Raw genomic sequence first — 14,138 nt, 5'->3', positions numbered from 1 at the left:
TACGAAATGTAAATGATTTGTAATGTTTTTTTTCGCTAAATTTCATTATAATAAGTGGATATGAGTGTCGTATTTCAATCCAAATGAAGGAGTACAAGAAATGGAGCAAAACCCATCTTTGCAAGAAAATACACGCAGTAAACCGAAAAAAAATAAGAAAAAAATAAAAATTATTATAAGCGCTATACTATTCGTTTTATTAATAGGCGGCGGTTATACTTGGTTTTTAGTAAATAAAGCATCTTCTGCTGTTCGAAATGCCGCACACGATTTAGCACGCGGTGATAAATCTGATTTACGAGATAAAGCTGTAAAACCTATTACAAATAACGTCTCTGTTTTAATAATGGGTGTTGATGAAAGCGATGTCCGAGGAAAAGAATATGGTGAAGCTATAAGAACAGATGCGCTTTTACTTGCAACATTTAATAAAGATAGCAAAACTGTTAAACTATTGAGTATCCCACGTGACACATATACTTATATTCCAATAGAAAAGAAAAAAGATAAAATTACACACGCTCATGCATTCGGTTCTGCTAAAAACGGAAAAAATGGCGGACCACAAGCAAGCATTGATGCAGTTGAAAAATTAATGAATGTTCCTGTCGATTATTTTGTGAAATTTAACTTTAAATCATTTATAAAAATCGTCGATGACTTGGGCGGTGTTGAAGTTGATGTACCAGTTGAATTTACTGAGCAAGATAGCAATGATAATGCTGAGGCAATTCACCTAGAAAAAGGTGTTCAAAAGTTAAATGGCGAAGAAGCTCTTGCTCTTGCTAGAACAAGACACATCGATAGTGATGCAATGCGTGGACAACGTCAACAACTCGTTATCGAGGCTATTTTAAAGAAACTAACAAGTGTTGGTTCTGTAACAAAAGTTGGCAACATCATTGATGATATTAACGGACAATTCGTTACAAACTTAACATTTGATGATATGCTTTCATTCTATAAATATGGATCGGATTCGGAAATTGAGAAATTACAAATCCAAGGTGATGATTGCTATATGGCAAAAGGTGACGATACATGTAGCAAATCTGCTGGTGGTGGTCGAACTTACTACTACAATCCAGATAAAAAAGAATTAGCTAATGTTACAAATGAACTTCGTACTCATCTTGGGCTACCTGCATATACAAAGTCTTACTCAGACTCTGATTCGAAAAAGACAAAAGAATCTAAGTCTGAAAATTCAAGTGAACGCGAATCAAGTAACAATGAAGTGAAAAATAAAAACAAAAATAGCAGTGAAGATACAGAAACATCGTCTAGCGACAATGAATAGTAAAGAAGCAGTACTCTATGGAGGTAGAGTACTGCTTCTTTTTATTTCTTCAGAATCAAAAATCAGAACTTTCTAACTATCTTTTTTAATATTTTTAAATTATAATAAATAGTAGCAATCTATTCCAATTATCAGGGGGCTCATACATATGAAAGCTGCAGTAAAACATAACATCTCAGATTTTAAAGACTACTTAAAATCCAACGATATATACATGGAAGAAAATATAGATGAAAATGATGGCTCTGTTCATTTTTCAGTAGGATTAGAGACAGAAGCTGGCGCAAAAATTCAACTTATCGCTGCTTTCCAAAACGAACATCCTACGGTAGATATATACTGCTTCAATGTTGCTCACGTGCCTGATGCAACATCAACAAATGATATTTTACATGTTATTAATGAATTAAACACATCTTATCGCTTTGCAAAATTCACATTAAACAAGCAAAATGCAATTGATATTTCAGCATCTCTTGCATTCTCAGAACCAAACTTTAATCCAGCACTTGTCTTTGAACATACGAGAATGCTATATAAATTAGCAAATGACGAATATAAAAACTTAATGAAAGTTATTTGGGCATAAAGTAAAACTATAATCCGTTAGGTTTACGGGCAATAAATAAAAGGATGGGCTGTAAGCAGCACCATCCTTTTATTTTGATATCATATCGATCCACATTTTAACAGCAGTGCCTACAATTAAAGTGGACAATACATATTGCAGTACTTTTTGATTTAGCCTCTTCCCGACTCGTGCTCCAAGTGGCGCAGCAAATATACTGGCAACCGCAATAATTAGAGCTGGAATGATAACTACTTGCCCAGTAATCACTTTTCCTGTAGTAATCCCTATTGAGGAAATAAACGTAATAGCGATAGATGTTGCGATCGTCATGCGCAGTGGTAATTTTAAAATAACTAGCATAATGGGAACTAAAAGGAACGAACCTCCAGCTCCTATAATGCCTGAAGCTCCCCCTACAACGAACGCTAACAAGCTTGCTAACCATTTATTATACTTCACATCTCCACTATTATTTTGTTTCGGTACAAACATCATAATAGCTGCAATTGTAGCTAATGCTGCATAAACAACATTAACTGTATGTTCCTCTAATATGTTAGCACCGAAACTCCCTATGAAGCTTCCTATTAATATACTAGCTCCCATATACATAACTAATGTTTTATTCATGTCATTACTTTTCCGGTATGCCCACGCGCCTGCAAAAGTTGCAAAGAATACTTGTACCGCTGTAATACCGCTCACTTCATGTGACGTATAGCCAGTAAATCCTAGCAATACTGGAATGTATAAGATCATTGGATAATTAATAATCGCGCCACCAATCCCAACCATTCCTGATATAAACGATCCTATAAACCCAATTATAAAAAGTAATACGACTAAGCTCATCTTACATCCCCCGCCTTCTAAAAAGAAGGTGATTTAAATGAATAAGTTTACATTCCCATCCGAAGCATCTGCTAAATATGCCCCTACGCCTGCAAACTCTACCCCTTCCATAATCTCTTCCTCTTTTAACCCTAATAAATCTACTGTCATTTGACAAGCTACAAGTTTAATTCCTTGTTCTTTCGCCAAATCAATTAAATCTGGCAAAGGCATTGCGTTATGTTTTTTCATAATGCCTTTAATCATCTTTGGCCCCATGCCAGCAAAATTCATTTTGGATAATCCCATCTTATCGGCACCGCGTGGCATCATTTTTCCAAATACTTTTTCTATAAATGTTTTCTTTACATTCACATGTTCATCTTTCCTTAAAGCATTTAATCCCCAGAAAGTATGAAAAATAGTTACCTCTTGGTCATACGCCGCTGCACCATTTGCAATAATATAAGCAGCCATTGCTTTATCGTAATCTCCGCTAAATAACACGATTGTCGTTTTCTTCTGTTGTTCCATATTGTTCTCCCTCCAATTACCTATAGGGGTATTTATCTGTTTATAAAAAGGCCCAAATCACTTACTTCACTATATGACTTTACCTTCCCACGCTAACATACCACCTATCATATTGATTGCTTGAAAACCGTAGCTCTCTAGAAACTGAACTGCTCTTCCACTTCTTCCGCCAGAGCGACAAACGATAATATACTCTTTCTTTTTATCCAACTCATGCATTCGAAACTCTAATAGCCTTAGCGGAATATTACATGCTTCTGGAATTCTTCCTTCTGCTACTTCTTCTACTTCACGGACATCTACGATATTTACTGCTTCTTTACGTAACAATTTTTCTTCTAATTCTTTTGCTGTCATTTCTTTCATTTTAAAGTCCCTCCTCACAAAGCATTCATACCACCTGAAACGTTTATTACTTGCTGAAACCCTAGTTTTTTCAACATCTTTGCAGCTTGCTTACTTCTCATTCCACTTTGGCAAATAACGATTACTTCCTTATTTTTATCTAACTGACTTGCTCTACTAGCTAACTCATTTAACGGGATATTCTGAAATCCTTTCATATGATTTCCTCTATATTCACCTACTGTACGAACATCGATAAGTTGTTTCCCCTTTTTTTCCACTATATTCTTTAATTCTTTTCCACTGATATTTTGCACACCTTTCACTGGTAAAAATCGTGAAATAACAAACCATGTAGCAAGTACAATGAAAAGCGTACTTACTATTGTTTTCATATAACCACCCTCTCTGCATTTATAACAATATTTTTTCCTACGCCTTCTTAATCCAAAATTTCAGCACATCAGCTTCTTCTACATGCTTTACGATGTCATGACCACCTTTATTTGCCCACGCTGGAATATCCTTAACTGATCCTTTATCCGTTACATGTACTTCTAACACTTCTCCAGTTTGCAAAGTATCCATCGCTTTCTTCGTTCTTACAATCGGCATTGGACATGCTAAACCTTTCGCATCTAATACTTGTTTTATATTCATCATCAATTCCTCCAATTTGTTATTTTTATAATGACTCATGCACTGCACAACGATTTGGGCCAATCTCCATTTCACGCTCTTCTTCCACACTCGGATGAATTTTCCCCATATTCGTTTGACGAATTTCTTCGTATGCATTTGGTTGTGGCGGTAAGTTCTCTGTCACAGTTTTACGAAACTCTATTTCATCAGCAATATTTAACCCTACATTCTCTTTAAATAGATCTTGTAAGCTCGCACTCACAATACCACTTTCATCCATTTCACTTATTTTTGAATAATGAGCTGGTAAAACAATTAAATCTTGAGACAGTTCCTTATAAAGTGTATATAACGTATTTCTTAAATCACTCACCCAATCTTCAGCCTTACCAGCAAGATCAGGACGTCCAATTGAATCTACAAATAAAATATCGCCTGATAATAAATAAGAATCATCTACAATAAATGACGTACTTCCAATCGTATGCCCTGGTGAGTATAACGCGTCAATTTCAATCTTTGTACCCCCCACCGTAATAACAGATCCTTCTACAAGTGGTTCATATGAGAAAACGACTTCCTCGGCATCTTTTGGCGGTAACCAATACGTACCACCTACCTTTTCTGCTAACTTACGCCCACCAGAAATATGGTCTGCATGTAAATGTGTATCCATTACATTCGTAATCGTAACACCATGCTCTTTCGCAAACTCCTCATATGCTTCAACCGTTCTTACTGCATCAATAACTGCTGCTTCATCGTTAGAAACAACCATATAAGATAAACAGCCTTTTCCAAGGCGATTAAATTGATATATACTTCCTCCGCCCTGTACATCCCCTACTTTTAACGGCTTCACATATTCACTCCAAGCTTTCATGCCACCAGCTAAATAATAAATATTTTGTAATCCCGCCTCTGTTAATTGCTCTGCCACAAATATAGAAGACCCTTCTTTTGCACATACTACTAAAACATCTTTATCTTTAGGTAATTCACTTACAATATGATCTACACCATCTAATAAGTCAAAGTAAGGTCTATTAATAGAAGAAACTTGTTTCCCTTCAATTTTCCAATCTTCATAATCCGTCTCATTACGAACATCTAAAATGAATAACTCTCCGAATAAAATTTTCTCTGCCACATCTTTTGCTTGTAACGGTTTAACATTCATTTCATTACCCCCATAGGTATATTTTTATTCAAAAAAATTTACTTCTCTATATTCCCTTGCCACTCTACCATACCTGGAATGACATTTTTCACATTTAAATAACCTTTCTCATTCAACATTTGGCAAGCTACATCACTACGGTTACCAGTTCGACAAATAACATAAATTTGCTTCGTCTTATCTAATACTGCGCTGTCTAATTCACCTAATGGTACCGAAATGGCGGATGGAATATGGCCAAAAGCAAATTCCGCTGCTTCGCGAACATCTAATACAATGTTCTCTTCTCCATTAGACAATATAGACTGTAATTCTGCATTCATAATTGTATGAGGATATTTCACAATTTCATTCACTTCATGCTCGTTTGCTTTCCTAACATAATGCACCAATACATCACCCTCGTGTTTCGTCCCGATATATTGATGTCCTACTTTACCCGCCCAACTTTTTATATCTACCGTAGATCCTTTATCTGTTGCCTTAACTTCAATCACCTGCCCTGGTGTTAACCCTTCTATTGCCTTCTTAGTTTTCACAATAGGCATCGGACAAGCCAAACCTTTACAATCTAAACTCATATCCACTTTTATACTCATAATCGATTCCTCCACAATTTATATACATATACCTGTAGGGGTATATTAAAACGTTTTTGAAAATCTGTCAACACTTACGTTTGACAGATTATCGGCTTTTTACAAGTAATTGAACAGCTTCTTTAATTAACTCTTCATTTGAACCATTACCACTTTCAAACTGTTCACGCAAACACTGCTCTAAATTCGTTCCAACAACGAGTCCAATTGTACGATCAAGTGCAGAACGAGATGCTGTTAACTGTGTAATAACTTCTCGGCAATCTTTTCCTTCTTCCATCATACGAAGCACACCACGAACTTGACCTTCAATACGTTTCAATCTATTTTTCATATCTTGATTATATTCCATTCTATAATCACCTCATTACCATTATGTCACCATTTATAACCTATGACAATATATTATACCCTATAGGGTATTTTGTAAACCCCTATTTTTAATTTTTGTCTTATATGTTCGCAAACCAAAAAATAAAACCTTAATCTATAGATTTTCATCTTCCACTAAATTTTTAAGTAGAAGATGAAAAATATCAATATACAACACGTTCTGGCAATACTGTCCCATACAACTTAAAACCACCATCTACATTCTTTACCTTATATCCCTTTTCCATTAACATACGCGCTGCAACATACCCTCTCATACCAAGTTGGCAAGTGATATATATTTCTTTGTCCATTGGTACTTCATCCAATCGATCACGTAATTCATCTAATGGAATATTAATAGAGCCTTTAATCATTCCCTGTTTTAGTTCATTAGGTTCTCGAACATCAATAAGGTACCCACCATTTTCAACAATGTGATCTATTTCATGCCATTGCACTGTGTCCACAAAACCATCTACTATATTACTTGCAGCATACCCCACCATGTTTACTGGATCTTTTGCAGAAGAATACGGCGGGGCATATGATAATTCTAAATCTGGTAAATCGATTACAGTTAAATTTGCCTTCATTGCCGTTGCAATAACATCGATACGCTTATCTACTCCATCACGCCCTAAAGCCTGTGCTCCGTAAATTTTTCCGCTTTCTTTATTAAAGATTAATTTTATTAGCACTGGCGTAGCATTCGGATAGTATCCAGCATGCGAATTCGCCTGTACATGTACTACCTCATAGGGTATATTTAATCGTTTTAATATTTTCTCATTTACTCCAGTCGAAGCAACTGTTAAATCAAAAACTTTAGCCACAGAAGTTCCCATCGTACCTTTATATAAAGACTCCGTATGACCATGAATAATATCTGCTAACATGCGACCTTGACGATTAGCTGGCCACGCTAAAGGAATCATCGTTTCTGTTTCTGTAACAAAATCTTTCACTTCAATCGCATCACCAATTGCATATACATATGGGTCAGATGTTTGAAATTTCTCATTTACCTTTATCGTTCCTCTAACTCCTAATGCTAATCCTGCATCTTTCGCTAAACTACTCTCTGGTTGTACACCAATTGCTAAAATAATCATATCTGTTTTTATAAGTGAGCCACTTTTTAAACGTACAACAGTCCCATTCTCTTCTAACGCATCTACACCATCTTCAAAAACAAGCCCAACATTGTGCACCTTCATATGCTCATGTACATATACTGCCATTTCATAATCGATTGGTGGCATCACTTGATTCGCCATCTCTACAAGAGTAACTTCAATCCCACGTTCTCTTAAATTCTCAACCATTTCCACTCCAATAAATCCACCACCAATAACCGTCGCATGACGTGGTTTCTTCTCATCAATATACGCTTTTATACGATCTGTATCAGGTACATTTCGTAACGTAAACAACGCCTTTGCTTCTTCAATGCCCGGAATAGGTGGAACAATTGGTTTCGCCCCTGGTGAAAGAATCAAAACATCATATTCCTCGTTATATGTTTTACCTGTAGTTACATTCTTTATAGTAATTGTTTTCTCTTCTTTATTAATCTTTACCACTTCACTCAATACACGTATATCTAAATTAAAACGCTTTGACATCCTTTCAACAGTTTGTACTAATAATTTTTGTCTTTCTGTAATGACACCGCCAATATAATATGGCAATCCACAGTTTGCAAATGAAATGTATTCACCGCGTTCAAACATAATAATTTCATCTTCCTCACTTAAACGACGAAGCCTTGCAGCTACTGATGCCCCGCCGGCAACTCCGCCTACTACAACTATTTTTCTGGACATATTTTAAACCTCCATATTATTTAATTTTCTCATGTAACACAAAACCTATACCTGTATGGGTATATGATAGAGTATAAAAAATTTAATTTCAATCAATATGTCTTTCTTTCACAAATTTGAAACAAAAAAAGAACTTAGATATTTCCAAGTTCTTTTTCATATAGCTCTGTTCTATAACTTTCTTTACTATTACATCAATACCTAAAGATGGTGTAGTATGAGGGCATACTTGTTTTAGATAACTGAACTACACCTACATTTAAATTTCCAAACTCAATAGTTTCACTTGAAGTTAAATATATTTCGCTTAAATTTCTTAAATACCAAAGTCTAAGAAAATGAATCCAAATGGATTTACTATATTTATTCAGACCATCTTTTAATATTATTAAACACATTGTCTGTTATCCGATTTCCAAAATTCATATTTTTATTCCCTCTTGTATGAATGGCTATTATTTTGATACCTGTATCAAAATAATGATATACAGGTGATCCACTTTGCCCTTCATAAGTATCAATCTTGTATGTTAGTCTGCTAGGATTAACATCTTCAATTGGACCATAATCTCTCCACATTGTGTAACGTTCATTTCCTATTTTATCAGCTGGATATCCAGGAATCACCGCAAGTAAACCTTTTGGTGATTCTACATAGGTAGTTCTATATCCAAACCAACCTGTATAATCTCCTGGAGACCCATTTAATTTAATCGTTCCATAATCATAATTTGAATTTTCGTTATCAGTCCATCCACTTACCGAGTAAAGTTTTGTTCCTTTATAAGGTAAATACGGTGCTTGTCCTCCATTACGTCCTGGAGTTACAATAACATTTGTTTCCCATCCACCAATTTCTTTATTGTAAATACAATGTCCAGCTGTCAGCACTGTATCTTTACTAATTAGTGCTCCTGTACATCCATAAATTTCTCCACTATTATACTGAGTTGCTATATGGACTACGGCACTATACGGATATGAAGTTGTATCATTAACCCGTATTCGATCATCTATTCCTATAACAGAATAGGTAAGAATGTTAGGTGAATAATTTAACTTCGTATTTTCTAAGAAGGCTCCCCAATCTTCCCCACCATGTTTACGCCCTTCAAATGAAGGCGAAACAAGATCTTCTCCCCTTCGATCATTACTATACAAAGATTGTTCTTGAAAAAGTACACGTTCTCCCTCATTTGAAACTGATGTCCACGATACATCTTCTGCATACACCTTTTGATTCACCAAAAATACTATACAAAAAAAGATAAAAAGAACACCAAGACTATAAAGAACCAACCTGCATCTTATAGAAATAAAGCTATACAACATAACTTACCTCCTATACAAGTGATAGCAAACAATTGAAGATCCCTTTATAGATTCTAGTTTTTCTTTTTTTAGAAGTCAACGTAATTAATAATGATAATCATTATTAATTACGTTGACTTAACAAAATCACACACTTAGTCATATTCTTTACTCTGCGTTCAAAAATCTGTCTCATTAAAGGTTCACTTTATTACATAAACCCGTAACCTTCTTCACAATCAGCTCCGCAGTATTCTCTCCCGGTGGCATTAACAAATTTGTAACTGTTCCATACACAATAGGACTTAATTCTACTTCATATCCGCCATATGCATATTCGTCTTTTGTGGGTAAATAACCAAGATATCCGTTCATATATCCACCAAAGAAAACTAATTCATTTTGAAGGATTTCTTTCATTTCTAGGGCAGTTTCTGAAAATGGTTCCATCGGTATGCCAGAGAAAATCCCATCATTAACTTGAAACAGTTGCACTTCTAAATCAATACTTAACCGCCGAATACCTTGCCTATATTTCTCTAATACGATAGTAAGCCATTCGTCCGTATTCACGCCCCACTGCTTCTCGGCTAATCGAGCCATGCTTCGTATCTCATCAAATTCAGGAATATCATTCAACTTCATTTGCATCATACTCGAAACTGTTCTTAAATTTACAATTGGGCTATATGTAACTGTTGGCAACATCGTTAATACATGTCCACTAAGTAAATAGGCCATTTGTTTTAACGCTTCCCTTGAACCGCGATATTTCGCATTCACATTTCCAGCGGCACCTTGAACGATAATAACAGGGCAGTTCACTATCTGCTCTAGAATCTCTCTCGTCATTCCAGGATAATCCGCTGATAATTCATCACTATCACCTTTTAAAACATTCGGATGCGCAGTACAAAATACTAAAACCCCAGATAACTCCTTCGTTTCAGCATCTCTTATTGCTAACATACCAATTCGTTTATCTACAACACCATCTATATTTGTTCCCATCTTCGCTTTTCCATCAGATGTTCTCTCTCTTCGATTGACCCCAATATCACCTGTCGTAACACTCCAGCCAACTTCACATCGCTTCAAGTTTTTATTAGCAGTAACAGCACCATGCACTACATTATTTACTAAAATAGTTTTATACGACTTTACTAAAGGATGATCACCGACTGTTTCCGGCCCAGAGTGTGTATGTGTATAAACAACAGTTATTCGCTCAAATGGCACATGAAGCCTACTTGCTACTCGCTCACGAATCATATTCGTATCTTCTACTAGCATCCCAATATTATCAATACTTATAAACACAGTCTTCATTTCATCTTTTTCAAATACAAAAACTGTCCCGTAAATACGTTCTTCAACATTATTTATGCCTGTCTCTCTATGATATCCGACAAAATCAATACCTACAGGCGGCGTAATATCAACCTTACATACCCCTATTTTGCTCATTTGGATCACTCCATTTCTCTATGTAACTCCCTTTTTTCAAGAATAGCATATTTGACCTTGTTCCAAATAAAAAAGAACGGACACAGTATCCTATGTCCGTTCTTCCCCTCACACATACTTCCGATGGACCATCTTCCCATCATAAGAAAACACAACGCCCTTACTCTCCACAATGGACTCCATATGCACCGTTCTTCCCCATAGCTGATGAAGATATGGTAATACTTTTTCTAAGTATTTTAAATCGAGCTCGATTCCTTCGTAACTATGTTTAATGTATAATTCTCCGTTCTTTAAGTAGTCTCCATCTTCTACTACTAAGTACGGGAACCCACCATTTGTCCGCATATTTACGAGTTGATCACGCACATTCTCCCATTCTTTATCTATTACTTTATATTCTTTTCCTTGGCGCTGGAATAAGTACATATCTTCTCGCATAACAAGATCTTTATTTAAGTAGTTTCTTAGGAACGATACGTCCCATTCAATTTCGCGTACTTCAAACATTTTATCACGGCCAGATCCTGGTTTTACGCCTCGTCGTTTCATTTCTTCTGTTGGATTGTTGTACCGTTCTTCAATATCTTCAAACATTTTAATACCGAGGTAGTATGGATTAATGCTTGTTTTTGATGGCTGTACAACACCCGCATTTAATTTTGCAAATTCAATTGCTTCATCAGATGTTAAGTCCATTTCACGAAGTATGCGTTGATGCCAGTAGGACGCCCAGCCTTCGTTCATGATTTTCGTTTCAAGCTGCGGCCAAAAATATAACATTTCCTCACGCATCATCGTTAATATATCACGCTGCCAATCTTCTAGCTCACGGCTATATTCTTCAATAAAGAGGAGTAAATCTTTCTCTGGTTGCGGCGGGATTTTCTTCTTTTTACGTATATTAGAGCGTTCTTGTTTTTTATTTCGGTTATCTAAATTCCATAAGTCATCGTATTGTGATACCTTTTTCTTTTCTACTTCTTCCTCTTCTAAATCATCGATACTCCACGCAAGTTTCGGACGCATAAGTGACGGATCAATATGTTCTTGAATAGCGAGCACCGCATCTAAAAATGTTTCTACTTCTGACTTTCCGTACTTATGCTCATACGCTTTCACACGGTCCGCTGTTGCGGCCATACTCTCTACCATATCTCGCTTCGTATTTGAAAAACGAATATTATTTTTGAAGAAATCACAGTGTGCTAAAACGTGCGCTACAATTAATTTGTTTTGAATTAAAGAGTTCGTATCTAATAAAAAGGCGTAACATGGATCAGAGTTAATAACGAGTTCGTATATTTTACTAAGTCCCAAATCGTATTGTAATTTCATTCTGAAAAATTGTTTTCCAAAACTCCAATGTGAAAACCTTGTCGGCATCCCATATGCACCAAATGTATAAATAATTTCCGCTGGACATATTTCATAACGCATCGGATAAAAATCAAGCCCAAATCCAGTCGCAATTTCCGTAATTTCCGCAATCGCATATTGCAGTGCTTTATCGTCACTTGCTCTCATTATTTTCCCTCCTTACACTTTCCCTTAAGAAAGTGTATGATGAAAAACAAGCTTTCATGAGGATTGATTGCATAATAAAAAGACACCCCCGCAAAAACGAGAATGTCTCATCTATTAACCTTCAATAATCTCCATCTTCTCCGTAATCGGAGTACGAGCTTTTCCTTCTGGCGCTTTATCGAAATAGCCGATATGAAGAATTCCAACGATACGTTGGCCTCTTGTTAAACCGATTCCTTCTATAAATAATGGATTGTAGTTTAATCCGCCTGATTTCCAAACGCAACCTAATCCGCGTTCCCAAGCAAGAAGTTGGAAGTTTTGCATAAATGCACATGTTGCAGCGTAATCTTCATCACGTTGAATTTGACGCGGATCTTCATTTATATATACAACGATTTGTGCAGGCGTGTTTAAGAAACGATCTGATAAAATTTTACCGCGTTTCGCTCTTTCTTCTTCTGTGAAAGAGTTTAATACTGCATCTACTAATTTCTTGCGGCCTTCTCCGATGTATAGTTTACAATTCCATGGTTCACGGTGCTTATGATTTGGTGCCCATGTTGCATCGTTTAATAGTTCAATTAATAGATCTTTTTCTACTGCTTTGTCTGTAAATGTACGAACAGAGCGCCTTTCTTTAATCACATTAGCGATGGAAGTATATGTAGTCATATTTATCTCTCCCTTATTTTTATCTATATGTATAATTTTATCTTCATTATTGATATTGATTTTCAATTTCGATTATACCTTAGTTTTTTACTATTAATCAATGTTTTATGTTGGAAAACTTCTAAAAACGTCATTCCATGCTGTGAATAAAAAAACTTAACTTGTTCACAAGTATTTCACATTTTATGGAAATGATATGTGTACAGTTTTCTACATTATCCATCTAGGAGGAGTTTACATGTACAAAAAAATCGCTGTTTGTATGACTATGACAGCATTATTATGCGGGATATCTACCTTCCCCGCTTCCGCTGCCACGCCAAAAGAAGTAACAATGCATCACCATAAACCAATTTCAGAAGAAGAAATGCAATCGCTAGAAAAACTCGGCTATAACAAACATGAAATTTGGAAAGCTGCTCATATTGCAAGAATTAGTAATAAAGAAATAAAAGATGTTTTAGCTTACTATAAGCAAAATAAATCTTGGGAGAAAACAGCCGAGCATTTCGGTGTAGATCCAAGTAAGCTGAAAAAGCATCATATGAATAAAGAAACAAAGCAAGCACTGCTACAACAGTTAGCAACTATGCAAAAATCCACACCGGATCAGCTAAAGCAAAAAATGAAAGAATATAACATCAAATTGCGTCACCTTACTGTGTTAACAATCATCTCTCAAAAAAGCAATACCCCTCTTGATGATGTATTAAAAATGAAAAAAGATGGAATGGACATTAAACAAATTGCCGAAAAATTAAATGTAAAAAGAGAAGATATACGAGCGGAAATGATGAAATTAGTGAAGTCTATTAAAGAACAAAAAACAAATTAAAATGCTAAAAAGGAAGAGCCATTCACCACTCTTCCTTTTCTTTATGAACTTTCAATTTTCAAGTATAAATTCCCGTCTTTCCCAAAAACTAACACAAGTAAATGATGTAAGTTAGGGGTG

At 35.6% G+C, this 14,138-nt stretch carries 16 protein-coding genes; 3 read left to right on the top strand and 13 right to left on the bottom strand.

What is annotated here, in order from left to right:
* The first annotated feature begins 100 nt into the window (after positions 1 to 100).
* Both DN400_RS09720 and DN400_RS09715 read left to right on the top strand, forming a co-directional pair.
* Positions 101 to 1,300: an LCP family protein gene (locus DN400_RS09720; RefSeq protein WP_065228334.1), complete on the top strand. Its 1,200-nt coding sequence runs from the start codon at positions 101 to 103 to the stop codon at positions 1,298 to 1,300.
* Between the two features lie 148 nt (positions 1,301 to 1,448).
* Complete coding sequence (locus DN400_RS09715; RefSeq protein WP_000642361.1) at positions 1,449 to 1,889, top strand: hypothetical protein; 441 nt, start codon at positions 1,449 to 1,451, stop codon at positions 1,887 to 1,889.
* A 69-nt stretch (positions 1,890 to 1,958) separates the two neighbouring features.
* Here DN400_RS09715 and DN400_RS09710 read toward each other — a convergent pair whose 3' ends face one another.
* The 13 genes from DN400_RS09710 to DN400_RS09645 form a co-directional block, all read right to left on the bottom strand.
* Complete coding sequence (locus DN400_RS09710) at positions 1,959 to 2,723, bottom strand: sulfite exporter TauE/SafE family protein (RefSeq protein WP_000060742.1); 765 nt, start codon at positions 2,721 to 2,723, stop codon at positions 1,959 to 1,961.
* A 33-nt stretch (positions 2,724 to 2,756) separates the two neighbouring features.
* Complete coding sequence (locus DN400_RS09705; RefSeq protein WP_000437741.1) at positions 2,757 to 3,236, bottom strand: DsrE/DsrF/DrsH-like family protein; 480 nt, start codon at positions 3,234 to 3,236, stop codon at positions 2,757 to 2,759.
* Between the two features lie 69 nt (positions 3,237 to 3,305).
* Entirely contained in the window at positions 3,306 to 3,602 is a 297-nt protein-coding gene (locus tag DN400_RS09700) for a rhodanese-like domain-containing protein (protein ID WP_044783308.1), read from the bottom strand.
* 14 nt (positions 3,603 to 3,616) lie between these two features.
* Positions 3,617 to 3,976 (bottom strand): rhodanese-like domain-containing protein, encoded by a 360-nt coding sequence (locus DN400_RS09695; RefSeq protein ID WP_147801653.1) that lies wholly within the window; start codon positions 3,974 to 3,976, stop codon positions 3,617 to 3,619.
* A gap of 37 nt (positions 3,977 to 4,013) precedes the next feature.
* Positions 4,014 to 4,244, bottom strand: a complete 231-nt coding sequence (locus DN400_RS09690; protein WP_016513699.1) for a sulfurtransferase TusA family protein — start codon at positions 4,242 to 4,244, stop codon at positions 4,014 to 4,016.
* Between the two features lie 22 nt (positions 4,245 to 4,266).
* The gene (locus DN400_RS09685; RefSeq protein ID WP_016513700.1) at positions 4,267 to 5,403 is read right to left on the bottom strand and encodes an MBL fold metallo-hydrolase; all 1,137 of its coding nucleotides are present in this window, start codon (positions 5,401 to 5,403) and stop codon (positions 4,267 to 4,269) included.
* 38 nt (positions 5,404 to 5,441) lie between these two features.
* Complete coding sequence (locus DN400_RS09680) at positions 5,442 to 6,002, bottom strand: sulfurtransferase TusA family protein (RefSeq protein WP_016513701.1); 561 nt, start codon at positions 6,000 to 6,002, stop codon at positions 5,442 to 5,444.
* Between the two features lie 88 nt (positions 6,003 to 6,090).
* Positions 6,091 to 6,354 carry a metal-sensitive transcriptional regulator gene (locus tag DN400_RS09675; protein ID WP_000456206.1) on the bottom strand — a complete coding sequence of 88 codons (264 nt, stop codon included), beginning with the start codon at positions 6,352 to 6,354 and terminating at the stop codon, positions 6,091 to 6,093.
* 184 nt (positions 6,355 to 6,538) lie between these two features.
* Positions 6,539 to 8,203 (bottom strand): CoA-disulfide reductase, encoded by a 1,665-nt coding sequence (gene cdr, locus DN400_RS09670; RefSeq protein ID WP_147801652.1) that lies wholly within the window; start codon positions 8,201 to 8,203, stop codon positions 6,539 to 6,541.
* 363 nt (positions 8,204 to 8,566) lie between these two features.
* The gene (locus tag DN400_RS09660; protein WP_147801651.1) at positions 8,567 to 9,535 is read right to left on the bottom strand and encodes a trypsin-like serine peptidase; all 969 of its coding nucleotides are present in this window, start codon (positions 9,533 to 9,535) and stop codon (positions 8,567 to 8,569) included.
* A 174-nt stretch (positions 9,536 to 9,709) separates the two neighbouring features.
* Complete coding sequence (locus tag DN400_RS09655) at positions 9,710 to 10,981, bottom strand: neutral/alkaline non-lysosomal ceramidase N-terminal domain-containing protein (RefSeq protein ID WP_147801650.1); 1,272 nt, start codon at positions 10,979 to 10,981, stop codon at positions 9,710 to 9,712.
* A 108-nt stretch (positions 10,982 to 11,089) separates the two neighbouring features.
* Complete coding sequence (spoVR, locus tag DN400_RS09650; RefSeq protein WP_147801649.1) at positions 11,090 to 12,508, bottom strand: stage V sporulation protein SpoVR; 1,419 nt, start codon at positions 12,506 to 12,508, stop codon at positions 11,090 to 11,092.
* 114 nt (positions 12,509 to 12,622) lie between these two features.
* Positions 12,623 to 13,183: a nitroreductase family protein gene (locus DN400_RS09645; protein WP_065228328.1), complete on the bottom strand. Its 561-nt coding sequence runs from the start codon at positions 13,181 to 13,183 to the stop codon at positions 12,623 to 12,625.
* Between the two features lie 238 nt (positions 13,184 to 13,421).
* Here DN400_RS09645 and DN400_RS09640 point away from each other — a divergent pair, with 238 nt between their 5' ends.
* A complete protein-coding gene (locus DN400_RS09640) occupies positions 13,422 to 14,018 on the top strand; it encodes a hypothetical protein (protein WP_141533065.1) in 597 nt (198 codons plus the stop codon).
* Positions 14,019 to 14,138: the final 120 nt, after the last annotated feature.

Source organism: Bacillus sp. AR8-1 (genome assembly GCF_008042345.1).
GTDB lineage: Bacteria > Bacillota > Bacilli > Bacillales > Bacillaceae_G > Bacillus_A > Bacillus_A cereus.
Note: the sequence above shows the minus strand (reverse complement) of the source record. Positions and strands in the feature narration are given on the sequence as shown.